This window comes from Streptomyces sp. NPDC057010 (genome assembly GCF_042673805.1).
Classification (GTDB): domain Bacteria; phylum Actinomycetota; class Actinomycetes; order Streptomycetales; family Streptomycetaceae; genus Streptomyces.
Genome location: NZ_JBHUSC010000009.1, coordinates 28,182 through 52,339, shown reverse-complemented (window position 1 = coordinate 52,339; position 24,158 = coordinate 28,182). Strand labels below are relative to the sequence as shown.

Sequence of the window (24,158 nt, the reverse complement as noted above, 5' to 3'; positions counted from 1 at the left end):
GGGAGACATGTTGCGCCCCTTCGATGCACACCGGTCCACCCGTCCTGTACTCCGCCGCGTCGCCCTGCTGGGCGCCGCCCTGCTCGCCGCCGGCGCCGCGACACCTCCGGCCGCGGCGGCCACCGACGACAGCACGGCCGCCTCCGACGGCAGGCTCTCGGCGGTCATCCGCTACACCGAGAACGGCATACCCCACATACTCGCCCGGGACTACGCGCACCTCGGCTTCGGCACCGGCTGGGCGCAGGCCGCCGACCAGGTGTGCGTCCTGGCCGACGGGTTCGTGACCGTCGCCGGTGAGCGCTCACGCTGGTTCGGTGCCGACGCCGCGCCCGACGGCTCGCTCTCCTCCGCCACCGGGAACCTCTCCAGCGACCTGTACTTCAAGGGCGTACGGGAGTCCGGGACGGTAGAGCGGCTGCTCGCCACCCCCGCTCCGGCCGGTCCCAGCACGGACCTGAAGGAGCTGATGCGCGGCTGGGCCGCCGGCTACAACGCCTGGCTCGCCCAGAACCGGATCACCGACCCGGCCTGCAAGGGCGCCGCCTGGGTGCGCCCGGTCACCGCCGCCGACGTGGCCGCCCGCGGCTTCGCGGTCTCGGTCCTCGGCGGCCAGGGGCGCGGCATCGACGGCATCACGGGAGCGCAGCCGCCGGTCACGCTGCCGCCCGGAGTCCAGGCACCGCGCGAGGTCGATCCGGCCACCGCGGCCGAGGCCGCGCGGGAGTTCTTCGACACCGCCCGCTACGACATGGGCTCCAACGCGGTGGCCTTCGCCGGCTCCACCACGGCGAGCGGCGGCGGCCTGCTGCTCGGCAACCCGCACTACCCCTGGCAGGGCGGGCGCCGCTTCTGGCAGTCGCAGCAGACCATCCCGGGCGAGCTGAACGTCTCGGGCGGCTCCCTGCTCGGCACCGCCGTAGTCAACATCGGCTTCAACGAGAAGGTGGCCTGGAGCCACACGGTGGCCACCGGCACCCCCGTCAACCTGCACCAGCTCACCCTCGACCCGGCCGATCCGACCGCCTACCTGGTCGACGGGAAGCCGGAGAGGATGACCCGGCGGACCGTCACCGTCCCCGTCGCGAAGGGCGATCCGGTCACCCGCACCCAGTGGTGGACCCGCTACGGTCCCGTGATCACGGCCCTCGGCCCGGGCCTGCCCCTGCCCTGGACGGCGGGGACCGCGTACGCGCTGAACGACCCCAACGCGGCGAACCTGCGCGGTTCCGACTCCGCTCTCGCGATGGGCAAGGCCCGCTCGGTAGCGGGCATCCAGGACGCCCTGCGCCGCACTCAGGGCCTGCCCTGGGTCAACACGGTGGCCGCGGACTCCGCCGGCGGCACCCTCTTCACCCAGTCCCAGGTGCTCCCCCGCATCACCGACGAGCTCGCCGCCCGCTGCTCCACCCCGCTGGGCCGGGCCACGTATCCGGCCTCGGGGCTGGCGGTGCTGGACGGTTCGCGCGGTGACTGCGCGCCGGGCTCGGACCCGGACGCCGTGCAGCCGGGCGTGTTCGGGCCGGGGAAGGCGCCGACGCTGCGCGACGCCCCGTACGCCGAGAACTCCAACGACAGCGCCTGGCTGGCCAATGCCGACCGGCCGCTGACCGGCTACGAGCGCGTCTGGGGCACTGTCTCCACCCCGCGCTCGATGCGTACGCGCGGCGCCGTCGAGGACGTGTCGGCGATGGCCGCCAGGGGCCGGCTGACCGTGGCCGACCTGCAGGAGCAGCAGTTCGCGAACCGGGCGCCGGCCGGTGGGCTGGCGGCGGCCGACGCGGCGCGGGCCTGCGCCGCCCTGCCCGGTGGTGCGGCGACGGCGAGCGACGGCAGCACCGTGGACGTTTCGGCGGCCTGCGGGGTGCTGGCGGGCTGGGACCGCACGGTCGACGGCTCCAGCCGGGGCGCGCTGCCCTTCGACCGGTTCTGGCGCAGGCTGACGGCGTCGACCCCGGCCAAGGAGCTGTGGCTGGTGCCGTTCTCGGCGGCCGATCCCATCCGCACGCCCCGTACGCTCAACCAGGCCGCGCCCGGCGTCGGGCGGTCCCTCGCGGACGCGGTCGCCGAGCTGAGGGCGGCCGGGATCGCGCTGGACGCGCCGCTCGGCGAGCACCAGTTCGTGGTCCGCGGCGGGCAGCGGCTGCCGGTGGGCGGTGGCACGGAGGCGCTCGGCGTCTGGAACAAGATCGAGGCGCCGTGGAACGCGGCGGCCGGCGGCTACCCGGAGGTCGTGCACGGCTCCAGCCACATCCAGGCGGTGGGCTGGGACGGCGGGCGCTGCCCGGTGGCGCGCACGCTGCTGACGTACAGCCAGTCGTCCAACCCGGACTCGCCGTACCACGCGGACCAGACCCGGTTGTTCTCGCAGGAGCGCTGGGTGACGTCGAGGTTCTGCGAGCGGGACATCCTCGGCTCGCCGCGGCTGAAGGTGGTGTGGCCGCGCGAGCGAGGGTGACCCGTGACCGCTTCCTGGCCGTGGCCCTCAGGGGCTGACGGCCAGGAAGAGGTACGCGGCCAGCAGGACGAGGTGCACCCCGCCCTGGAGCAGCGTGGCGCGGCCGGGGGCGAGGGTGAGGGCGCTGACGACGACGGTCAGGGCGAGCAGCACCATGTGGGTCGGGCCGAGGCCCAGGGTCAGCGGACCGGAGAGCCAGACCGAGGCCAGGGCGATGGCCGGGATGGTCAGGCCGATGCTGGCGATGGCGGAGCCGTAACCCAGGTTGAGACTGGTCTGGACGCGGTCGCGGCGGGCCGCGCGGACGGCGGCGAGGGTCTCGGGGGCCAGCACGAGCAGGGCGATGATCACACCGACGACGGCGCCCGGCAGGCCGGCGTCGGCCACGCCCTTCTCGATGGTCGGGGAGACGGCCTTGGCGTTGCCGACCACCGCGACGAGCGCGACCAGCAGCAGGCCGAGGCTCACGAGGGCGGCGCGGGCGGTGGGGGGTTCGGCGTGGTCGTCGTGCTCGTCGGGGCCCCGCCCGGTGTCCACGGGCAGGAAGTAGTCGCGGTGGCGGACGGTCTGGACGGCGATGAACAGGCCGTAGAGCGCGAGCGAGGCGACGGCGGCGAAGGTCAGCTGGGCGGTGGAGAACTCGGGGCCGGGCTTGGAGGTGGTGAAGGTCGGCAGGACGAGGCTGAGGACGGCGAGGGTCGCGACGGTGGCGAGGGCCGCGCCGGAACCCTCGGCGTTGAAGACGGCGACGCGGTTGCGCAGGGCGCCGACGAGCAGCGACAGGCCCACGATGCCGTTGCAGGTGATCATGACGGCGGCGAAGACGGTGTCGCGGGCGAGCGAGGCGGTCTTGTCGCCGCCGTCGGCCATCAGGGTGACGATGAGCGCCACTTCGATGACGGTGACGGCGACGGCCAGCACGAGGGAGCCGAAGGGTTCGCCGACGCGGTGGGCGACGACCTCGGCGTGGTGGACGGCCGCCAGCACCGCGCCCGCGAGGCAGAGCGAGACCAGTGCCACCGCGGGGCCGGGCAGATCGCGCCCCCAGCTGAGGACGAGCGCCACGAGCGCCACCACGGGGACCAGGAGGGTCCAGTCGGTCAGGGGGGAGGTGCGCGTTGCCGTACTCATGTCAGCCAAGTTGCCAGAACTGTTCGTCCGGTGCGGCGCGACGCACGCCTCCGGGGCGCCGGCGTGGTACTTCTCACGAAATATCCGGGCGTGGCGGGGCATCGGGCGGCCGGGTGCGCCCGCGCCGGGGGCTTCCGTGCCGTCGCCCGTGTGTTGCATGATCCAAACATGGTGAATCCGAGGAAGAGAGCGGAGTTCTTTGCCGGCTCCGGGGACGACGGCCGGTTCAGCGGCCCGGCCACCGGGGACGAACGGCCGATGCTCGTCGCCGTGCTGGCCGCCCAGCGCGCGACCCTGGAGCTGAAGTGCTCGGGGCTCGAGGCCGAGTTGTCGCAGCGGTCCGTGGAGCCGTCGACGCTCTCGCTGCTGGGCCTGGTGCGGCACCTCGCCGATGTGGAGCGCCGCTGGTTCCGGCAGGTGCTGGCCGGGCAGGAGGTGCCGGGGCTCTTCTCCTCGCCGGCCGATCCGGACGGGGCCTTCGACGGCGCCGCGTCCGGTCCCGCGGCCGTGAAGGAGGCCTGGGAGGCGTGGCGCGCCGAGGTGGCGTTCGCCGAGCGCTTCACCGCGGAGGCGCCGCACCTGGACGTCGAGGGCGCGGACGCGTGGCGGGGGACGGTCTCGCTGCGCTGGGTGCTCATCCACATGGTCGAGGAGTACGCACGGCACAACGGCCACGCCGACCTGCTCAGGGAGCGGATCGACGGGGCCGTCGGCGTCTAGGCTGCCTCACATCGCGCGGTCGTGTCCCTGCCAGTACGGGTCGCGCAGGCGCCGCTTGTACAGCTTGCCGTTGGGGTCGCGGGGCATCGTCTCGATGAAGTCGACCGTCTTGGGGCGCTTGTAGCCGGCGAGCTGCCGCTCGCAGTGGTGCAGGATCTCGGCGGCCAGCGCGTCGCCCGCCTCGAATCCCTCGGCCGGCTCGATGACGGCCTTGACCTCCTCGCCCCAGTCGGCGTGCGGGATGCCGAAGGCGGCGGCGTCGGCGACCGCCGGATGGGTGAGGAGGGCCGACTCGATCTCGGCGGGGTAGATGTTGACCCCGCCCGAGATGATCATGTCGATCTTGCGGTCGCGCAGGAAGAGGTACCCCTCCTCGTCCATGAGGCCCAGGTCTCCGACGGTGAAGAAGTCGCCGATGCGGTTCTTCTTCGTCTTGCCCTCGTCCTTGTGGTAGCTGAAGCCGCCGGTGTTCATCTTCAGGTAGACGGTGCCCAGTTCCCCGGGGGGCAGCCGGTTGCCGTCGTCGTCGAAGATGGCGAGTTCGCTGATCGGCCAGGCCCTGCCCACGGTTCCCGGCTTCTTCAGCCAGTCCTCGGCGGTGGCGAAGGCCCCGCCTCCCTCGCTCGCGGCGTAGTACTCCTCCACGCACCGGCCCCACCAGTCGATCATGGCCCGCTTGACGTGGTCGGGGCAGGGTGCAGCGCCGTGGATGGCGTGGCGCATCGAGGAGACGTCGTACGCGTCCTTCGTCTCCTGCGGCAGCGCGAGGAGCCGGTGGAACTGGGTGGGGACCATGTGGGTGTGCGTACAGGCGTGTTGGTCGATCAGCCTCAGCATTTCCTGCGGGGTCCACTTGTCCATCAGGACGAGCGGGTGCCCGATGTGCAGGGCGGCGCCCGCGAACTGCAGGACCGCGGTGTGGTAGAGCGGCGAGCAGACCAGGTGCACGTTGTCGTCGAAGGGGCGGATGCCGAAGATGCCGAGGAACCCGCCGAGGTACGTTTCCTCCGGGAGCTTGCCGGGCAGCGGGCGCCGGATGCCGCGCGGGCGGCCGGTGGTGCCGGAGGTGTAGTTCATGACCCAGCCGAGGGTGCGCCCCTCGGGGGGTGTGCCGGGCTGCCCGTCGAGGAGTTCCCCGTACGGCCGGAAGCCCGGGACCGCTCCGACGGCGTAGCGGTGGCTCGCGGGCAGGCCCGCCTCGTCGGCGGCGGCGAGGGCGGCGTCGGCGAAGCGCTCGTGGGCGATGAGGACCTTGGCGCCGGAGTCGGAGACGATCCAGGCGATCTCGGGGCCGACGAGGTGGTGGTTGACGGGGACGAGGTAGAAGCCGGCCTGGGCGGCGGCGAGGTAGGCGGTGAAGAACTCGACGCCGTTGGGGAGGACGACGGCGAAGACGTCGCCCTGCTCCAGCCCGGCGGCGCGCAGACCGTGGACGAGGCGGTTGACGTCGGCGTGCAGCCGGCCGGCGCTCCACTCCTCGCCCTCGGGGGTGACCAGGACGGTGCGTTCGGGGTCGGCGGCGGCCTGCGCCCAGAAACCGTTGGGCCTTTCGGTCATGCTGCTCACACCTCTCTCAGGCTCGGCCGGCGATGCGGTTGATGCGGTCGATGGCACGCTCGAAGCCGCTGGTCAGGTCGTCGAAGACGGCCTGGACGCTGCGTTCGGTGTTCATCCGGCCGACGATCTGGCCGACGGGGGTGCCGAGCAGCGGCTGGACCTCGTACTTCTGGATCCGGGAGACGGCCTCGGCGACGAGCAGGCCCTGGAGGGGCATGGGGAGCGCGCCGGGCCCCTCGGGGTCGTCCCAGGCGTCGGTCCACTCGGTGCGCAGCTGGCGGGCGGGTTTGCCGGTGAGGGCGCGGGAGCGGACGGTGTCGCCGGAACCGGCGGCGAGCAGTTTCTCGGTGAGCGCGCGGGAGTGCAGGTCGGCTTCGGTGGTGGTGAGCCAGAGGGAGCCGAGCCAGGCGCCCTGGGCGCCGAGGGCGAGCCCGGCGGCGATCTGCTCACCGCTGCCGATGCCGCCGGCGGCGAGGACCGGGAGCGGGGCGACGGCCTCGGCGATCTCGGGGACCAGGACCATGGTCGCGATGTCGCCGGTGTGGCCTCCGGCCTCGTAGCCCTGGGCGACGACGATGTCGATGCCGGCTTCGGCGTGGCGGCGGGCGTGTTTGGCGCTGCCGGCGAGGGCGGCGACGAGGACGCCGTGGTCGTGGGCGCGCGCGATGACGTCGGCGGGCGGGGAACCGAGGGCGTTCGCCAGGAGTTTGATGGGGTAGTCGAAGGCGACGTCGAGCTGGTTGCGGGCGACCTGCTCCATCCAGCCGGTGATCCGCCAGCCGGAGGCCTCGCCCTCGGCGAGCTCGGGCACGTGGTGTTTGGCGAGGGTGTCGCGGACGAAGTCGCGGTGCCCGGCCGGGATCATCGCCTCGATGTCGGCTTCGCTGATGCCGTCGACGGCCTTCTTGGCGGGCATGACGACGTCGAGGCCGTAGGGCTTGCCGTCGGTGTGCGCCTGCATCCAGTCGAGGTCGCCTTTGAGATCGTCGGGCGCGGTGTAGCGGACCGCGCCGAGCACGCCGAATCCGCCCGCCCTGGTGATGGCGGCGGCGACCGCGGGGAAGGGCGTGAAGCCGAAGATGGCGTGTTCGACTCCGAGTTTCTTGCTCAGCTCCGTCTCCATGGGCGGCAGGATGCCGCAGCCCGGCATGCGAGGGAAGAGGTTTTCTGATGCAGTGTCAGATTCTTTACGAGCCCACGCGTGCGGGGGGTGACCGGCGGGCGGGCAGATACCCACTAGCGTGCGGCGCAGTCGGCCGGCACACCCGCCCCCGCCGTGATGGGGCCGGGGTCCGGAGCCCCGCGTTGAAACGGACGGGGCGGGCACATCCAGCCCCGCCGACGTTTGAGGCGCGGGGGTCCGGGGGCAGCGCCCCCGGCAACGGCGCCGCAGGCCGGCCAGGACAGTGGACAGGAGGGTCGGACATGGCAGCAGGCACGGGGGCTGACGAGGTGACAGCGGGGGCGGCGAAGGAACGGCCGGGCGCCGCGGGCAAAGGGCTGACCCGGCGCCGCCTGGGGGCCCGGCTCCTGGCCCTCGGCGGGGTGCTCGTACTGCACGCCGCACTCCCCGGCAGCGCCGGGGCGGCGGCCGGCAACCCGGCGGAGCGCCGCGCGCTCCAGGGGCTGCGGCTGCGGTACGGATCCGCCCGCCAGGCCGGGCTCGTGGAACGCCACCTGGAGGCGGTGGCGCAGGAGGCGCGGCGGTTCCTGGGCCCTTCCCCGGAGCACCCCTACTACGCGGGGGCGGTGGTCCTCGCCGGCCGCGGCCGCACGATCGCCCTGCACCGGGCCATGGGCGAGGCGGTGCGGTACGCCGACTACGACGGGCGGACCGACCGGGTGCGGGAGTTCCCGGCGGCCGAGCGGATCGCGATGGCCGAGGACACCGTCTTCGACCTGGCGTCGCTGACCAAGCTGTTCACCTCCCTCCTGGCCGTGCAGCAGATGGAACGGGGCCGGCTGGAGCTGGAGGCCCCGGTGGTGCGGTACCTGCCCGAGTTCACCGGCGGCGGGAAGGAGCTGATCACGGTCCGTCAGCTGCTCACGCACACCTCGGGGCTGCGCTCGTGGGCGCCCTTCTACCGGGAGTCCACGCCCGAGGGCCGGCTGCGGCTGCTGTGGTCGGTACAGCCGCAGGACACTCCCGGAACGGTCTACCGGTACTCCGACCTGAACCTGATCACCCTCCAACTGCTCCTGGAACGGATCACCGCCCGCACCCTCGACACCCTGCTCCACGACGAGATCACCGCTCCGCTGGGGATGCACCGCACTCGGTACAACCCCCCGCGCTCCTGGCGCCGGGTCACCGCCGCCACCGAGGTGCAGCGCCCGCCCTGGTCCGGCCTGGACCGCGGGCTGGTCTGGGGCGAGGTCCACGACGAGAACGCCCACGCCCTCGGCGGGGTGGCCGGCCACGCCGGGGTCTTCGGCACCGCCTGGGACCTCGCCGTCCTCGCCCGCGCCCTCCTCGACGGCGGGTCCTACGCGGGCCGGCGCATCCTGCGCCCCGCCTCCGTCGAGCTGCTCTTCACCGACTTCAACACCGCCTTCCCCGGCGACGACCACGGCCTCGGCTTCGAGCTCTACCAGCACTGGTACATGGGCGCCATGGCCACCCCGCACTCGGCGGGCCACACCGGCTTCACCGGTACCTCCCTCGTCCTGGACCCCTCCACCGACTCCTTCCTGATCCTGCTCGGCAACTCCGTCCACCCCGTCCGCACCTGGCGGGCCGGCAGCGCGCCCCGCGTCGCCGTCGGCAACCGCTTCGCGCGCGCCGTCCCCGTCCGCACCCGGCACGGCGGCCCCGCCTGGTACTCGGGCATGGACACGGGCGGCTCGGGCACCCTGACCCTGCCGCCGCTCACCCCGGCCACGGGCTCCGCCCGGCTGCGCTGCGCCGTGTGGTGGGACACCGTGCCCGGCGAGGGCGCCTTCCACCTGGAGGCCTCGCCGGACGGGGTGAGCTGGGAGCCGCTGCCGTTCACCACGCTCCGCGCCACCGGCGGCGCCGCCGAATCCTGGCCGCGGGGTTCGGCGAGCGGGTGGTCCGGCCGCATCTGGCACCGCCTGGAGGCCCCCCTGACGCCCGCGCGGGCCGGCCGCGAGGTCCGGCTCCGCTTCCGCCACACCGCGACCGGCCGCTACGTGGGCCGCGGCGTCTACGTGGACGTCATCCGCGTCTCGGAACCGGCCCGCCTGCTCTTCGCGGACGACCGCCCCGCGGACGCCGCCCGCATCGAGGCGACCGGGTGGACGAGGTCGTCGGACTGACCCCGCCGTCCCGGGATGAAGACCGTGCCCGCGGGGTCAGTGGCCCAGCACCGCCATCGCCGCGTTGTGGCCGGGGACCCCGCTCACGCCGCCGCCCCGGACCGCCCCCGCACCGCACAGCAGCACGTTGCGGTGGGCGGTCTCCACGCCCCACCGGCCGCCCTGGCCCGCGTACGGCCACGACAGGTCCCGGTGGAAGATGTGGCCGCCGGGCAGCCGCAGGTCGCGTTCCAGCTCCAGCGGGGTCTTCGCCTCGATGCACGGGCGGCCGTCCGCGTCGAAGGCGAGGCAGTCGGTGAGCGGTTCGGCGAGGTGCGCGTCGAGCTGCGCCAGGGTGGCGGTCAGCAGCACCTCGCGCGCCTGCTGGTTGTCGTGTCCGAAGAGCCGGGCCGGGGTGTGCAGGCCGAAGAGGGTGAGCGTCTGGTAGCCCTGCTCCACCAGGTCCGGCCCGAGGATCGTGGGATCGGTCAGCGAGTGGCAGTAGATCTCCGAGGGCGGCACGGACGGCAGTTCGCCGGAGGCCGCCTCCGCGTAGGCCCGGGCCAGTTCGGCGTACCCCTCGGCGATGTGGAAGGTGCCGGCGAAGGCCTCGCGCGGGTCGACGCCGGTGTCCCGCAGCCGCGGCAGCCGCCGCAGCAGCATGTTGACCTTGAGCTGGGCGCCCTCGGGGGCCGGCTTTGCCTCCGGGGTCTCGCCGAGGAGTTCGGCCAGCGCCCGCGGCGAGGCGTTCACCAGCACCGTGCGCCCGACGACCCGCCCCTCCCCCACCGCGGTACGGAACACCACCTCGGCCGGCGCGATCCCGTCCGTGTCGATCCGCAGCACCTCGTGCCCGGTGGCGATCTCCGCCCCGGCCTCCCGGGCGGCCGCCGCGAGCGCGTCCGTGAGGGCGCCCATGCCGCCGACGGGGACGTCCCAGTCGCCGGTGCCGCCGCCGATGACGTGGTAGAGGAAGCAGCGGTTCTGCGCGAGCGAGGGGTCGTGGGCGTCGGCGAAGGTGCCGATCAGCCCGTCGGTGAGGACGACGCCCCGCACCAGGTCGTCGGCGAAGTGCGCCTCCACCGCCCGCCCGAGGGGCTCCTCGAACAGCATCCGCCATGCGGCGTCGTCGTCGATCCGGGCCCGCAGCTCCTCCCGGGTGGGCAGCGGCTCGGTGAGGGTCGGGAACACCCGTTCGGCGACCCGCCCGGTGGTCCCGTAGAAGGCGCGCCAGCTCTCGTACTCCCGCTCCGAGCCGGTCAGCCGCGCGAACGACTCCCGGGTGCGCGCCTCGCCGCCGCCGACGAGCAGCCCTCCGGGGCGGCCGCCGCGCTCGACGGGCGTGTACGAGGACACCGTGCGCCGCCGTACCGAGAAACGCAGCCCCAGGTCGCGCACGATCTTCGCGGGGAGCAGGGACACGAGGTAGGAGTACCGCGACAGGCGGGCGTCGAGCCCGGCGAACGGGCGGCTGGAGATCGCCGCCCCGCCGGTGTTCCCGAGCCTCTCCAGGACCAGGACCGAGCGGCCCGCCCGGGCCAGGTACGCGGCGGCGACCAGGCCGTTGTGCCCGCCGCCCACGATCACGTCGTCGTATACGTCGCGCCCGAAGGCACCGGAGCCCCGCATGGCTGTCATGGCTCTTGGTAGCACACCTGGCCGAGCCGCTCCAGACAGTGCGCCTCGTCGGCGTGGGCCAGGGCGGTCTCGGGGTGCTCGTCGCCGAGGGACCGTTCGCGGATGCCGGCGAGGTCCCGGTAGATGGGCAGCGCCTCGTCCCAGCGGCCCAGCCGGCCCAGTCCCGCGGCGAGTTCGCGGCGGCTGACCAGGGTGTCGGGGTGCTCGGCGCCCAGGGCCCTGGCCCGGGCGGCGCCCACCTGCCGGGCCTCGGTGACGGCCTCCTCCCAGCGGTCCAGGCGGCCCAGGTTGACGCCGAGGACGTGCCGGGCGCGGAGCGTCTCCGGGTCGGCGGCCCCGTAGGCCCGGGTGCGATCGCGGACCAGGGCCCGGAAGAGGTCCAGGGCCTGGGCGCTGTTGCCGGTGCGGCCGAGCGCGATGCCGACCTCGTAGCGTGCGGCGAGGGTGTCGGGGTGGTCGCGGCCGAGGACCCGCTCCCGTACGGCGGCGACCTCGCGGAAGCCGGCCAGGGCCTCCTCCCAGCGGTCGAGGCGTCCGAGCGCGTAGGCCACCTCGTAGCGGGTCAGGAGGGTGTCCGCGTGCTCGGCGCCGAGCACGGCGGCCCGGTCGGCGGCGACTTCGGCGGCCGCCTTGTGGGCCTCGGAGAAGCGGCCGAGGGCGCCCAGGGCGCAGGCCAGGTTGTGGCGGCAGCGCAGCGTGTCGGGGTGGCGGGGCCCCACGGTGCGCCGGCGGGCGGCGAGCACCGCGCCGTAGATGTCGTAGGCCTCCCGATAACGGCCGAGCCTGCCCAGTTCGTACGCCGCCTCCTGGCGGGCCGCGAGGGTGTCGGGGTGGTCCGGGCCGAGCACCCGGGCGCGCCCCTCGGCCACCCCTTCGTAGACGGCCAGGGCTTCCTCGGGGCGGCCGGCGCGGCTGAGGGCGAAGGCGCGGGTGTGACCGGCGGCGAGCGCGTCGGGCCCGGTTTCCCCGGGGCCGGGGACACGGGGCACCCCGTAGGGGGCGGTGAGCCGCGGGTCCTGGTCGGGGGCGGGGCGGACGATCCGCGGGCTGCCGGTGCGGGCGGCCGCCCAGGAGCCGGTGAGGACGGCCCATTCGCCGCTGGCGGGGCGGGCGTCGATGCCGGCCTTGCGCCCGGCGGTCATCCCGCGGGCCCAGGCCGGGAGCGGGGCCTGGGCGCCGGGCAGCCCGCCGGGGCCGAGGCGTGCCTCGACCAGGCGCCGGTGCAGGTGGCGGGCGTCGCCGGGGCGGTCCTCGGGGCGCTTGGCGAGGAGGTCGAGGACGAGCTCCTCGAAGTAGTCGGGCAGTTCGGGGCGGTGCTCGCGCGGCGGTACGGGCGCGGTGTCCCGGTGGCCGACCAGCACCGACCAGGAGTCGCCGAGGTCGAACGGCGGGGCGCCGGTGGCGATCTCGTAGAGGACGCAGCCGAGGGAGTAGAGGTCGCTGCGGTGGTCGACCTCGCCGCCCGCGATCTGCTCGGGCGACATGTAGTGCGGGGTGCCCATGGCCATGCCGCCGCCGGTGAGCTTGGCGGTGAAGCCGATGTCGTGGGCGAGGCGGGCGATGCCGAAGTCGCAGATCTTCACGGTGCCGTCGGAGAGCCGCATGATGTTGGCCGGCTTCAGGTCGCGGTGGACCACGCCCTGGTCGTGGGTGTAGCCGAGGGCGGCGGCCATCTGCTCCGCGATGTCGACGACCACGTCCACGGGGAGCGGGCGGGTCTCGTTGTCGGCGAGGAGCTGGCTGAGGTTGCGGCCTTCGAGCAGCTCCATGACGAGGTAGAGGGGGCCGCCCGCGGCGCTGTCGTCGCCGAAGTCGTGGACGACGGTGACGCCCCGGTGCTGGAGGGAGGCGGCGACGCGCGCCTCGCGGCGGAACCGCTCGCGCAGCACCTGGGTGAAGTGGGCGTCCTGTTCCGGTCCGAGCGGTTTGAGGCACTTCACTGCCACCTGCCGGCCCAGCGACTCGTCGCGGGCGCGCCACACCTCGCCCATGCCGCCGCGGCCGATCAGATCGAGCGACCGGTACCGGCCCTGGATCAGTCTGGACTCCGCCATGTCTTGAAGCCGCCCCCGTCGTCGTGCTACGCCCTCCCCGGCCGGTCCAGTATGGCCGCTGCCGCGCGCAGTGTGTACGGCGAGGGGCGACTCCCGGGGCCCATGCGACGCATCGCTTTCAAGATGTGACCTGGAGGCAGCTGCCAGCGCAGACCTGCGGGAATGCTGCGCAGCAGGCGTCCGGTGAGGCGCAGGCGCCGGGTGACGCTGCGCGGGGCCGGTGCGGGCCGCCCGTACAGCCGGTGCGCCCAGCCGGGGAGGGATCCGTAGGCGAGGCCGGCGAGCGGGCGCCACAGCAGGTTTCGGCCAGGTACGAGGAGCGGGTGGACGGGCGGGGCGCGCAGGAAGTCGTCCACGTCGTGGGCGTCGGGGCCGGCGGCGAGCTCGGGGCGGACCGTCTCGAAGTAGGCGGCGAGGGCTGCCGTGTCGGCCGGGACCCCGGCCGGGTCGAGGCCGACGAGACGGGCGTTGACGCGGTTCTCGTCGACGTAGCGGTCGGCCTGGGCGGGGGTGAGGGGGACGCCGGAGCGGCGCAGGACGTGCAGGAAGCTGTCGATCTGCGCGCAGTGCACCCACAGCAGGAGGTCCGGGTCGTCCACGGGGAAGCGCTCGCCGGTGTCCGGGTCGGTGGCGGACAGGGTGCGGTGGATCGCGCGGACCCGGGCGCCGGCGCGTTCGGCGGCGCCGGTGGTGCCGTAGGTGAGGGTGCCGACGAAGTCGGCGGTGCGCAGCAGCCGCCCCCAGGCGTCGTGTCTGCCCCTTCGACCTTGGAAAGCAGCGCTGTTCTCCATGACGCCGCGGACGGCGCGCGGGTGCAGGGCCTGGAGGTAGAGCGCGCGGACGCCGGCGATCCACATCATCGGGTCGCCGTGGCACTGCCAGGTGACGGAGCCGGGCCCGTACAGGCCGGGGTCGGGGGCGCGGGCGGGGGCCGTGCCGGTCCCGGCTCTCGTGGTGTCGTCCACCCCGCAGGCCTACCCGTAGTGCCCGTCAGTGATGCGTATGGACCGGGCCGTGCGGCGTCAAGGCCGCGTCAGGGGGTGGCGCGGAGGAGCCGCGCGGGGGCATAGCTTCGGCGTCACCAACCGAACGTCCAGGAGGCCCCGATGTGCCTGATCCAGTACGCCGACGATCCCGAGCCCGAGGAACGGACCCCGGCCGGACCGCTGTACGTGCCCGTCCGGCCGGGGACACCGCAGGTGGTGCTCCGGATGTTCCGCACCCCGCTGGGCGGGCGCACCGCCGTCGGGTTCACCCGTCCGGAGCGGCTGGCCGCCACCCTCGGGGCGGGGCAGCCCTGGATCCGACTGTCCGAGGCCGCGCTGCGCGCCCTGGCCGCGCCGCTCGGCGCGTACGCGCTCACGGTCGACCCGACGTTCTCGGCTCCCGCCGTCACTCCGGTGCCGGACGCGGCGGCCGCGCCGGCGCCGGTCCGCGCTCTCTGAGGGGACGATTCCATGACCATTGCCGTTCTTCCCGAGGTCGGGGCCGGTGCGCAGGACCTGTCCGTGTGGCCGGCGTCCACGGCCCGCCTCCCGCACGGTGGGCTGGCCGTCGGCGGGGTGCCGCTGACGGAGCTCGCCGAGCGCTTCGACACTCCCGTGTACGTCCTGGACGAGGGTGAGGTGCGGGCGCGGTGCCGGACGTACCGCGACGCGTTCCCCGACGCCGACGTGCTGTACGCGGCCAAGGCCTTCCTCTCCCGTGCCATGGTGCGGTGGATCGACGAGGAGGGGCTGGGGCTCGACGTGTGCTCGGCCGGCGAGCTCGAACTCGCCGTCACGGCGGGTTTCCTGCCCGAGCGGATCGTGCTGCACGGCAACGCGAAGTCGCCGCGTGACATCGAGGCGGCGCTGCGGCTCGGAGTGGGCCGTATCGTCATCGACGGTCCGTCGGAGATCGCGCGGCTGGCCGCCGCGGCGGTACCGGGCGGCCGCCAGAAGGTGCTGGTCAGGGTGGTACCCGGGATCTCGGCCGGGGGCCACGAGAAGATCCGTACGGGCACGGACGACCAGAAGTTCGGCCTGTCCCTGGCGGACGGCTCGGCCCAGCACGCGATCGCGCGGATACTCGGTCAGCCGCAGCTCGAACTGGTCGGCCTGCACTGCCACATCGGTTCGCAGATCACCGACGTCAAGCCGTACGCGACCGCCGTGCGCCGCATGGTGGGGCTGATGGCGCGGATCCGCGACGCCCACGGCGTCACGCTCCCCGAGCTCGACATGGGCGGCGGGCACGGGGTCGCCTACCGGCCCGGCGAGCCCGCGCTCGACCTGACGGCGCTGGCCGGCCGGCTGCGTACGGAACTGGCCCGGAGCTGCGCGGCGGCGGGGCTGCCCGTGCCCCGGCTGGCCGTCGAGCCGGGCCGGGCGATCGCGGGTCCGGCCGGGGTGGCGCTGTACCGGGTGCTGTCCGTCAAGCACGCCGTCGGGGGGCGGGTGTTCGTGGCCGTGGACGGGGGCATGAGCGACAATCCCCGGCCCGCCCTGTACGGGGTCCGCTACGCGCCCCGGCTCGTCGGCCGCGGCTCGACGGCGGAGCCCCGTACGGCCACGGTGGTGGGACGCCACTGCGAGGCGGGGGACGTCCTGGCCTCGGACGTCCTCCTTCCGGGTGATGTCCGCCCCGGCGACCTACTGGCCGTACCGGTGGCGGGCGCGTACCAGCTGTCCATGGCCTCCGGTTACAACCTCGTGGGCCGCCCGCCGGTGGTCGCGGTCCACGGGGGCGGGGCGCGGCTGCTGGTCCGGCGCGAGACCCTGGAGGACTTCCGCAGCCGCGACATCGGCGGGTAGGAGGTGTCCGCTCTTCACCCGGTGGGTGATGGCCTCTGTGCACATCACCAGGGCACTACGCCGGCGTCGTCGAAGAAGCGGCCGGTCGGGCCGTCGTCGGGCAGGGTCGCGAGTGTGATGGCGATCGCCGCGCCCTGCTCCGGGGTGCGCACACCGCGGAAGCCGTTGAGGTCGGTGGCGACGTAGCCCGGGCAGCCGGCGTTGATCAGGATGTTCGTGCCGCTCAGCTCTCGTGCGTACTGGAGGGTGACGGCGTTCAGGAACGACTTCGACGGCGCATACGCCACGGCCACCGGACCCGTCGTCTGTTCAGCAGCGGTTCCCGACTGCCGGGTGAGGGAGCCGACGCTGCTGGACATGTTCACGATCCGCGGTGAGGGGGAGCGGCGCAGCAGCGGCATCATCGCGTTGGTGACGCGGATGACGCCGATCACGTTGGTCTCCACGACCGTCCGGATGGTGGCGGGATCGACCCCGGTGGGCTCCTGCGGCATGCCACCGGTGATGGCGGCGTTGTTGACGAGCACGTCGAGGCGCCCGGCCCGTTCCTCGATCAGTCGTGCGGCGGCGGTCGCGCTCGCGTCGTCGGTCACGTCCAGCGGTACGCCGAACGCGTCGACGCCGGCCGCTCGCAGTCGCTCCACTGCGGCCTCACGGCGCTGTTCGTCGCGGGCGCCGACGCCGATGCTCCAGCCACGGGCGCCCAGGCCCGCGGCGATCTCGTAGCCGATTCCCTTGTTCGCGCCGGTGACCAGCGCAATCGTTCGTTCGCTCATGGGGACCATGCTGCCCTCGGACTCGGGCGGGAGGCCAAGACCGATCGGGTGGGCAGCCATACCGTCCGGGTATTGGTCCGGGGTCCGGGGTAGCGTGGCCGGATGGAGACCCGGGAACTGCGCTACTTCGTCGCGGTCGCTGAAGAGCTGCACTTCGGGCGCGCCGCGCAGCGGCTCGGGATCGCGCAGCCGCCCCTGTCACGGGCGATCCAGCAGCTCGAACGCCGGCTGGGGGTAACGCTGCTGGACCGGACCAGCCGCACCGTCACGCTGACCGAGGCCGGTTCGGTGCTGCTGGCCGAGGGCCGGGCGGCGCTCGACGCGGTCGACGCCGCCGAGCGGCGGACCCGCCGCGCTGCCCTTTCCGCGACCGGGCGTCCCGGTCTGGTCCTGGTCACGAAGGCCAGCGCGTCCCGCGAACTGCTGGCGAGACTGCTCGACGCGTACGCGGCCGAACCCGGTGCGGTCCCTGTCGACGTCATCCTGTGCGGGCCGGCCGAGCAGGAGCGACTCCTGCGCGAGGGCCGGGCCGACGTGGCGCTGCTGCACCGGCCGTTCGACTCGACGGCCGGGTTCGACACCGAAGAGCTCAGCACGGAGGGCCAGGTCGTGGTGCTGCCGGCCGGGCATCCGCTCACCGCCCGGGCCCGTGTGCACATGGCCGACATCACCGACCTGCCGGGCCTTCCTCTGCCCCGTTGGCCCGGCCCGGACGGCACCTACCCGCCCGGCCCCGGCCCGCGGGTCCGTGACCACGCGCAGTTGTTGCAGCTCGTCGCGCTCGGCCGGGCTTGCGCGGTCTCACCGGAGTCGTGCCGGGCCCAACTGCCCGATGACCTCGCCGCCGTGCCCGTGCCGGACGCGCCGAAAGTCACCACCGTGATCGCCTGGCCACCGCACAGTCGGTCCAGGGCCGTCGCCGACCTCGTCCGCACTGCGACACGTCTCCCGTAGTTCCGCCATCAGCGGCGGACGCGGGGCATGCCGAGGCCGATCCAGGAGATGATCTCGCGCTGGATCTCGTTGTTGCCGCCGCCGAAGGTGAAGATGACCGCGCTGCGGTAGCCGCGCTCGAGCTCGCCGTGCAGGACGGCGCCGGCCGAGCCGTCCTTCAGGGGGCCGGCCGCGCCGACGATCTCCATCAGCCAGGCGTACGCGTCCCTGCGCGCCTCGGAGCCGTAGACCTTGACGGCGGAGGCGTCCTGGGGGGTGAGCGTGCCGGCCTGGACGGCGTTCACCATCTGCCAGTTGAGCAGCTTCATGGCGTCGAGCCGGGCGTGGGTGCGGGCGAGGCGGCCACGGACCCAGGAGAGGTCGATGACGCGGCGGCCGTCGGCGAGTTTGGTCTCGGCGGCCCAGCGCTGGACGTCGTGCAGGGCCCGGATGGCCATGGTGCCGTGGGCGGCGAGGGTGACGCGCTCGTGGTTGAGCTGGTTGGTGATCAGGCGCCAGCCCTTGTTCTCCTGGCCGACGCGGCGGCTCGCGGGGACGCGGATGTTCTCGTAGTAGCTGGCGGTGGTGTCGTGGGAGGCGAGGGTGTTGATGAGGGTGCAGGAGTAGCCGGGGTCGGAGGTCGGCACGAGGAGCATGGTGATGCCCTTGTGGGCGGGGGCTTCCGGGTCGGTGCGGACGGCGAGCCAGACCCAGTCGGCGGTGTCGCCGTTGGTGGTCCAGATCTTCTGTCCGTTGACGACGTAGGTGCCGGTCTCCTCGTCGCCCTCGCGGACGGCCTTGCACTTGAGGGCGGCGAGGTCGGTGCCGGCGTCGGGCTCGCTGTAGCCGATGGCGAAGTCGATCTCGCCCGCGAGGATCCTGGGCAGGAAGTACGACTTCTGCTCGTCGGTGCCGAACTGCATGATGGTCGGCCCCACGGTGTTGAGCGCCATCAGGGGCAGCGGTACGACGGCCTGCGCGGCTTCGTCGAAGAAGATGAACTGGTCCATCGGGGACATGCCGCGGCCGCCGTACTCCTCGGGCCAGCCGACCCCGAGCCAGCCGTCGGCGCCGAGGCGTCGGATCGTCTCCCGGTAGAAGCGCTTCTGGGCGGCCGGGTCCTCGTAGCGGGCGTAGACGTCCTCGGGGACGAGCTCGGCGAAGTAGGCGCGCAGTTCGGTGCGCAACTGCTGCTGCTCAGGCGTGTATTCGAGGTGCACGGCCCCTCCGGGAGTCTCGCGGTCCAGCCGGTCGCTGTGTGGCGGCGGTCAGAGTAGAACCTGTTGCAAGAATCCGGAAGGGCCGGGACCCGGGCGCGAAGGGGCGGGCGCCGCCCGCCCCTTCGGTGGACGTGAGTCCGCTATCCGGCCTGGCGGCACTGTCCGGACCGGGGGCCGGTCACGGTGTTGCCCGTCTGGAGGAAGACCGGCTCGTTGCCGTTGCAGCGCAGCGGGCCGGTCACCGTGTTGGCCGACAGCTCGGTGCCGCCGGCGTTGGAGTCGACGGCCACCGGGCCGCGGAAGGTGTTGCCGCCGCAGGCCTCCGCCTCGCGGCCGGAGCCGATGAGCACCTGGCCGGTGCCCTTCTCCACGGTGACCGGGCCGGTGAGGTCGGACCGGCAGATGGTGAGGGCGCCGGCACCACTGGCCGACAGCGGGCCGGTGACCGTGGCGTCGGAGACGGCGAGCGCGCCGCCGGGCCGCACGGTGACCGGGCCGCTCTGGCTGCCGCCAGCCCCGATGCAGAGCGCCTCGTCGGAGGCGACGGTCAGGGGACCGGTGTGCGCCGTCGTGATGCAGGGGCTGCTGAACCCGACGGTGAGGTCGGTGGGCGCCGCCGTCCCGGCCGCCGTGAAGGCCGGGTCACCGCTGTAGCGCGCGGTGATCGGGTGGGCGGTGGGCTGGAGCGTGCCGGTACGGATGCTCGCCCGGCCGTCCTGGAGCTGGGCGGTGCCGATCGGGGTCGGCCCGTCGAAGAACGTCACCTGCCCGCCGGGGACGCCGGCGTCCGGGTTGGCCGGGGCGACGGTCGCGGTGAGGGTGACGGGCCGCCCGAAGAGCGGGGTGGCCGTGTCCGCGGCCACGGTGACCGAGGCCCCGTAGCGGAAGGAGACGACCGCCTTGCCGTTGCCGTGGTTGACGCCCTGGGCGAGGGTGACGCCGGTGGCCGTCGGCGCCGCGAAGCTGCTGCCCCCGCCGCCGCCCGCCCCGTAGATGTTGCCGGGCCTGCCGCCGCCGGAGCCGCCGCCACCGGCGAACCAGCCGCCGCCACCGCCACCCCCACCGTTGCCGCCCATGCCGCCGTTGCCGCCGGAGCCACCGCTCCCGGGGTTGGGCTTGCTGCCCCACGAGTCGATGTCGCTGCCCGGGGCTCCCGGAGCGCCGACGGAGTTGTTGCGGGGGCCGCCCGCCCCGTGGGCGGACTGGGTTCCGCCGCCACCCGCGAGGCCGGAGCCCTCCGGTCCGCCGCCCTGGCCGCCGGGTTCGGCTTCGAGCCCGCCGCCGTTGCCGCCGCGCAGCAGCGGCCCGCCGTTGCCCGCGCCACCGCCGCCGCCGGCCACCAGGACCCGGTCGGCCCCGCCGAAGGCGCCCGTACGCAGGTCGGTGGCGCCGCCGCCGGAACCGCCGCCGCCGTGGGCTCCGCCACCGCCGGAGCCGTGGCCGGTGCCGCCGGGCCGGGCGTACTCGCCGTGCCGGGAGGTGCCGGAGCTGCCGACTCCGCCGACGGTGATCTGGAGGTCCTGGCCCGGCGTGACGGCCAGGTTCGCGCGGGTCTCGCCGCCCAGACCGCCGGGCGCGCCCGCGTTCGGGGGAGCGGGGGCGACGAAGCCGGCCGCGCTGCCGCCCTCGGCGCCGAAGAGGTCGACCGTCACCTCGGTCACCCCCGCCGGGACGGTGAAGGTGTCCGTACCGACAGCGACATAGGTGCAGGTGGGCGTCGAAGCGGTGAAGACGCCGCCCGTGCCGCAGGGAGCGACGGCGGCCGGGGTCGCCGCATCGGCCGTCGCGGGGAGGGGCGCCATCGCGGCGGCCACGAGGCCGGCCGCACCGGCCGCCTTCAGGATCTTCGATCGGTACATGCTCAAGGGGGTTCCAAACGACGGTACTTGTGAGACGAGGCGTGCGGGGCCGCAGCCGGCCACGACCGTGGCCGGGGCTGCGGCAACCGTGCTACGGGTGGCTCAGACGCCGTCGTTGGCGCACAGCGCCCAGACGTCGGAGTAGGTGTTCGGCGAGGAGGGCGCGCCGGTGTGGGTGAAGGCCGACCAGTACGAGGCCGTGGTGGTCCCGTCCGTGACCGGGCTGCCCCCGGAGTCGCTGGGGTAGCTGCCGTTGAGGTGGTCGCCCGGGGAGCCCGGCCCGGTGAAGTTCGTGGTCGTGACGGAGCCCCCGCTGATCGCGGCGCCGCCGCTGACCAGCTTGCCGTCGTTCTGGCCACAGCCGACGGTGGTGGTCAGACCGGCGGTCCCCGCGGTCGGGCCGCTCACCTCGCTGAAGCGGACCTTGACGGTCGTACCGCTGATGTTGATGTTGTTGCCGCTGCAGATGGCGTAGGCGTACGTGGTGTTGCCGCTGTCGCCGCCGCCGCCGTTCCAGCCCACGGCGCTCCAGGAGTCGGGGTTGGTCTCACCATCGGCCGCGGCCTTCTGGCCGTAGCTGTGCGCGGAGTCGTTGAAGGTGGGGAAGCTGGCGATCGGCTTGAGGCTGCCGACGGAGGCCGGGGTGATGCGGGCCCCGCCGCCGAGCAGCCGGGTGCCCGACGGGCAGGTCGCGGTGACGAGACCCACCGTCGAGGCGGTGGTGGGGCCGGCGACCTTGTTCATCACCACCTGGGTGTGGTTGATCAGGTTGCTGCTGAAGCACATCGCGTACGGGGTGCTGGAGAAGGAGGCGTTGACCGCGCCGCCGCTCCCGCCGATGCCGAGCCAGTACGTGACGTCGGTGCCGACGACGCCGGTGGAGCCGGTGTACTCGGTGCTGCCGTCGGGGCTCGGCGAGGTGCCGTTGATCTTGTTGCCGTTCGACGAAGTGCCCGTGCCGATGGCCTGGTTGATGCCGCCGCCGGAGATGAGACCGCTGCTGCAGTGGGCGTTGGTCGAGATCTCGGAGAAGGCGCTGCCGGGTCCGGAGGTGGCGCCGGGGGTCTTCACCGTCACGGCGACGGTGTTGGCGTAGGCGATGCCCGGCGCGGCCATGGCGAGCAGGGCGCCCACGACCAGCGCCTTGCCTGCGACGGGGCGTCGCAGCAGGAACTTCCTCATCATTGTTCTCCTTTTCGGAGGTGGAGCTCGGGCAGGCGAAGCCACGCGCACGAGGGTCAAGGTGGCAGGCACGGCGCCGATGCGGCGCGGGCCGGTACCGCAGCGGGCTGTTCGCTCGATCGGCGGACGGATGGGCCGTGCGGACGTACGAAACCGCGCGCCCGGAGCGGGACGGACCAGGTCGTGGTCCGCCCCGCTCGTGTGACACGCGGATGGCACTTGCGGAATGTAGCAGTCAGATAAGCCTGCAAGTAAGGAGGGAATCTCATTTTTACCTAGCAAATGCGTACCTACGAGTAGCTCAGCTGTTCACCTTCCAGGCCCGGCCTGATCAGGACCTTGATGTGCTCCTCGGGGCGGCGCAGTGAGGCGAAGGCCGCGTCCAGGCCGCCGAACCCCGCCTCGCCCGTGACCAGTGCCGCCGGGTCGACGCGGCCGTCGGCGAGCCGGGCGAGGGTGGCGCCGAACTCCTGCGGCGGATAGGTCAGGCACATCCGGAGGGTGACGTCCTTGTAGATGCCGACGAGCGGGCGGATCACGTCCTCGGCCATCACCCCGCCGATCTGGAGGATTTCGGCGCCGCGCGGGACGGTGTGCAGGAGCCGGTTCAACAGGCCGGGCACGCCCACGCAGTTGACCACGACGGTGGGACGCGCTCCGGTCCCGGCCAGCTCCGCGCAGCGGGCCAGCGGGTCGTCGCCCGCGGCCGGGTCCACCACGGCGTGCGCGCCCAGCCGGGCCGCCGCCGCACGGCGCAGCGCCGAGGGGTCGGAGGCGACCACCGGCCCGGCGCCGCGCTCCAGGAGCGCCGCGACGGCGCCCAGCCCCACCGGGCCGCAGCCGATCACCGCGGCGGGGGTGCCCTCGGCGGCGGAGCTGCGGGCGATGTTGCCGAAGCCGACGGCCAGCGGTTCGGTGAGGGAGGCCAGTGCGAGGTCGAGGGAGGCCGGCACGGGCAGCAGCGCCTGCGCCTGTACGACGATCCGCTCGCCGAATCCGCCGGGGAACGCGTTGCTGTAGCCGACCGTACGGACCACTCCCCCGGCGTCGAGCGCCCAGGGCAGGCCGACCACCCCGGTCCCCGGCTCGGGCCCGCTCGCGCCGGGCCCGTAGGCGAGCACCCGGCCGGAGAACTCGTGGCCCATGACCAGGGGCCGGTCCGGGTCGAATTGGAAGCCGGTCGTGCCGCTGTCCCTGGACGCCCGGAGGAAGTCCTCGGTGTGTGCGACCGCGCTGAGGTCGGAGCCGCAGATGCCGCAGGCCACCGTCTCCACCAGGGCCTGCCCCGGCCCGGGCACGGGATCCGCGTACTCGCGTACGCGGAAGCGGCCGCCCTCCAGCACCGCGGCCCTCAACGGACCTCCCCCTTGCGTGCGATGGCCTCCAGGGTGGAGCGGCGCATGGCCCCGACGAACCGTTCGCTGTTGCGGGCCGCCCAGGCGAGGCCGGCCCGGCGGGCGTCGGCGGTGCCGGCGAGGGCCGGGACGACGCGTTCGGCGAAGAGCTCCAGGCTGCGCAGGGCGGCGGCGGGCTCGGCGAGGTCGAGCTGGAGGATCAGGAAGGTGCCGAAGCCGCCGGTCTTCTCGGCGAGTCGGCCGATCCGCTCGATCGCGTCCTCGGCGGTTCCGATGACGGCCCGGCCGAAGGTGGGCAGTCCCTCCGTGACCCAGCGGTCCACGGCATCGGCGGGCGTGGCGCAGCCTTCCGGCCGGGTCCCGCCGAGTGCCTCGATGTAGGCCACGAGGTCGGGGGTGCCGAATTCGGCCTCGCGCAGGGCCTGTTCGCGGGTCTCGGCGAGGTGCACGGGGGTGACCAGCCGCCAGGCGGAGCGGTCGGGCTGCCGGCCGGCCTCGGCGCAGGCCCGTTCGTGCGCGGCCCAGTTGGCGCCGAGGGCGGCGTAGCCGGCCGGGTCGGCGGCGGCCAGCGAGAGCATCCCGACCCCGTGCCGGCCGGCCAGGATTGCTCCGGTGGGCGAGACCGCCGAGGCCACGGCCACCTCCAACTCCCGCCCGCGGTAGGGCCCGAGCTGGAGCCTGGCCTCCTCCAGGGCGAACCAGTCGGTGGCGGCGGTCACCGTCTCGCCGCGGAGCAGCCGGGTGATGGCGTCGAGCGAGTCGGCCATCATCTCGCGCGATCGCAGCGGGTCGACACCCATCATGAAGGCGTCGGAGGGCAGTTGGCCGGGCCCGACCCCGAGCATGGCGCGGCCGCGGGACTGCTGGTCGAGCTGGCAGATCCGGTCGGCGAGGACGAACGGCTGGTGGTACGGGAGGGAGTTGACCCCCGTCCCCAGCCTGATCCGGCCGGTCCGCTCGGCGGCCGCCGCGAGGAACAACTCGGGCGAGGCGATGATCTCGTAGCCGGCCGAGTGGTGCTCCCCCACCCACACCTCGTCGTACCCGAGCCGGTCCAGGGCCGCGACGAGGTCGAGGTCGCGGCGGATCTGGAGGGCGGGGTCGCGGTCGGGCCGGTGGTAGGGGGCGAGGAACACCCCGTAGGAGGTGGGGAGGTACGGCTGGGGCATGGGCGGTGTCCTTCCGTCGCGGCTCGGCACGGTTGCCGTACGACGGAACACGG

18 protein-coding genes are annotated in these 24,158 nt (G+C 74.0%); 6 read left to right on the top strand and 12 right to left on the bottom strand.

Going from position 1 to position 24,158, the window contains the following annotated elements:
* Positions 1 to 7: 7 nt before the first annotated feature.
* A complete protein-coding gene (locus tag ACFTXQ_RS12155; protein WP_382639022.1) occupies positions 8 to 2,458 on the top strand; it encodes a penicillin acylase family protein in 2,451 nt (816 codons plus the stop codon).
* A 27-nt stretch (positions 2,459 to 2,485) separates the two neighbouring features.
* Here the strand turns inward: ACFTXQ_RS12155 and ACFTXQ_RS12150 are convergent, their stop codons facing one another.
* Entirely contained in the window at positions 2,486 to 3,589 is a 1,104-nt protein-coding gene (locus ACFTXQ_RS12150) for a calcium:proton antiporter (RefSeq protein ID WP_382639019.1), read from the bottom strand.
* Between the two features lie 168 nt (positions 3,590 to 3,757).
* Here ACFTXQ_RS12150 and ACFTXQ_RS12145 point away from each other — a divergent pair, with 168 nt between their 5' ends.
* On the top strand, positions 3,758 to 4,309 hold the full coding sequence (locus ACFTXQ_RS12145; protein WP_382639016.1) for a DinB family protein: 552 nt from the start codon (positions 3,758 to 3,760) through the stop codon (positions 4,307 to 4,309).
* 6 nt (positions 4,310 to 4,315) lie between these two features.
* Here ACFTXQ_RS12145 and ACFTXQ_RS12140 read toward each other — a convergent pair whose 3' ends face one another.
* Positions 4,316 to 5,866 carry an acyl-CoA synthetase gene (locus ACFTXQ_RS12140; protein WP_382639013.1) on the bottom strand — a complete coding sequence of 517 codons (1,551 nt, stop codon included), beginning with the start codon at positions 5,864 to 5,866 and terminating at the stop codon, positions 4,316 to 4,318.
* Positions 5,867 to 5,882: 16 nt separating this feature from the next.
* Positions 5,883 to 6,989, bottom strand: coding sequence for an NAD(P)H-dependent flavin oxidoreductase (locus ACFTXQ_RS12135; protein WP_382639011.1), 1,107 nt, complete (start codon positions 6,987 to 6,989; stop codon positions 5,883 to 5,885).
* Positions 6,990 to 7,291: 302 nt separating this feature from the next.
* Between ACFTXQ_RS12135 and ACFTXQ_RS12130 the strand changes: the two genes are divergently transcribed.
* Positions 7,292 to 9,145 (top strand): serine hydrolase, encoded by a 1,854-nt coding sequence (locus tag ACFTXQ_RS12130; protein ID WP_382639008.1) that lies wholly within the window; start codon positions 7,292 to 7,294, stop codon positions 9,143 to 9,145.
* Between the two features lie 36 nt (positions 9,146 to 9,181).
* On the opposite strand, the gene ACFTXQ_RS12125 is transcribed toward ACFTXQ_RS12130, so the two are convergent.
* From ACFTXQ_RS12125 to ACFTXQ_RS12115, 3 genes are read right to left on the bottom strand one after another with little or no spacing between them, the layout of a single operon-like run.
* Positions 9,182 to 10,762 carry a phytoene desaturase family protein gene (locus ACFTXQ_RS12125; RefSeq protein WP_382639007.1) on the bottom strand — a complete coding sequence of 527 codons (1,581 nt, stop codon included), beginning with the start codon at positions 10,760 to 10,762 and terminating at the stop codon, positions 9,182 to 9,184.
* Positions 10,759 to 12,816, bottom strand: a complete 2,058-nt coding sequence (locus ACFTXQ_RS12120) for a tetratricopeptide repeat protein (RefSeq protein ID WP_382639003.1) — start codon at positions 12,814 to 12,816, stop codon at positions 10,759 to 10,761. Before ACFTXQ_RS12120 ends, ACFTXQ_RS12125 begins: the two co-directional genes overlap by 4 nt.
* A gap of 26 nt (positions 12,817 to 12,842) precedes the next feature.
* On the bottom strand, positions 12,843 to 13,781 hold the full coding sequence (locus ACFTXQ_RS12115) for an oxygenase MpaB family protein (RefSeq protein WP_382639000.1): 939 nt from the start codon (positions 13,779 to 13,781) through the stop codon (positions 12,843 to 12,845).
* A gap of 141 nt (positions 13,782 to 13,922) precedes the next feature.
* On the opposite strand from ACFTXQ_RS12115, the gene ACFTXQ_RS12110 reads away from it, so the two are divergent.
* Together ACFTXQ_RS12110 and lysA are read left to right on the top strand one after the other, a co-directional pair.
* Positions 13,923 to 14,261: an SAV_915 family protein gene (locus tag ACFTXQ_RS12110; protein ID WP_382638996.1), complete on the top strand. Its 339-nt coding sequence runs from the start codon at positions 13,923 to 13,925 to the stop codon at positions 14,259 to 14,261.
* 12 nt (positions 14,262 to 14,273) lie between these two features.
* A complete protein-coding gene (lysA, locus tag ACFTXQ_RS12105) occupies positions 14,274 to 15,611 on the top strand; it encodes a diaminopimelate decarboxylase (protein WP_382638993.1) in 1,338 nt (445 codons plus the stop codon).
* 44 nt (positions 15,612 to 15,655) lie between these two features.
* Here lysA and ACFTXQ_RS12100 read toward each other — a convergent pair whose 3' ends face one another.
* Positions 15,656 to 16,387 (bottom strand): SDR family NAD(P)-dependent oxidoreductase, encoded by a 732-nt coding sequence (locus ACFTXQ_RS12100; protein WP_382638990.1) that lies wholly within the window; start codon positions 16,385 to 16,387, stop codon positions 15,656 to 15,658.
* Between the two features lie 102 nt (positions 16,388 to 16,489).
* Between ACFTXQ_RS12100 and ACFTXQ_RS12095 the strand changes: the two genes are divergently transcribed.
* Entirely contained in the window at positions 16,490 to 17,341 is an 852-nt protein-coding gene (locus ACFTXQ_RS12095; RefSeq protein WP_382638987.1) for a LysR family transcriptional regulator, read from the top strand.
* An 8-nt stretch (positions 17,342 to 17,349) separates the two neighbouring features.
* On the opposite strand, the gene ACFTXQ_RS12090 is transcribed toward ACFTXQ_RS12095, so the two are convergent.
* The 5 genes from ACFTXQ_RS12090 to ACFTXQ_RS12070 all read right to left on the bottom strand — a co-directional run bounded on the left by ACFTXQ_RS12090 (position 17,350) and on the right by ACFTXQ_RS12070 (position 24,105).
* On the bottom strand, positions 17,350 to 18,540 hold the full coding sequence (locus ACFTXQ_RS12090) for an acyl-CoA dehydrogenase family protein (RefSeq protein ID WP_382638984.1): 1,191 nt from the start codon (positions 18,538 to 18,540) through the stop codon (positions 17,350 to 17,352).
* A gap of 140 nt (positions 18,541 to 18,680) precedes the next feature.
* Positions 18,681 to 20,399 carry an Ig-like domain-containing protein gene (locus tag ACFTXQ_RS12085; RefSeq protein WP_382639274.1) on the bottom strand — a complete coding sequence of 573 codons (1,719 nt, stop codon included), beginning with the start codon at positions 20,397 to 20,399 and terminating at the stop codon, positions 18,681 to 18,683.
* Between the two features lie 102 nt (positions 20,400 to 20,501).
* Positions 20,502 to 21,584 carry a hypothetical protein gene (locus ACFTXQ_RS12080; RefSeq protein WP_382638981.1) on the bottom strand — a complete coding sequence of 361 codons (1,083 nt, stop codon included), beginning with the start codon at positions 21,582 to 21,584 and terminating at the stop codon, positions 20,502 to 20,504.
* Between the two features lie 287 nt (positions 21,585 to 21,871).
* Positions 21,872 to 22,936, bottom strand: coding sequence for a zinc-binding dehydrogenase (locus ACFTXQ_RS12075; RefSeq protein WP_382638978.1), 1,065 nt, complete (start codon positions 22,934 to 22,936; stop codon positions 21,872 to 21,874).
* A complete protein-coding gene (locus ACFTXQ_RS12070) occupies positions 22,933 to 24,105 on the bottom strand; it encodes an LLM class flavin-dependent oxidoreductase (protein WP_382638975.1) in 1,173 nt (390 codons plus the stop codon). Before ACFTXQ_RS12070 ends, ACFTXQ_RS12075 begins: the two co-directional genes overlap by 4 nt.
* Positions 24,106 to 24,158: the final 53 nt, after the last annotated feature.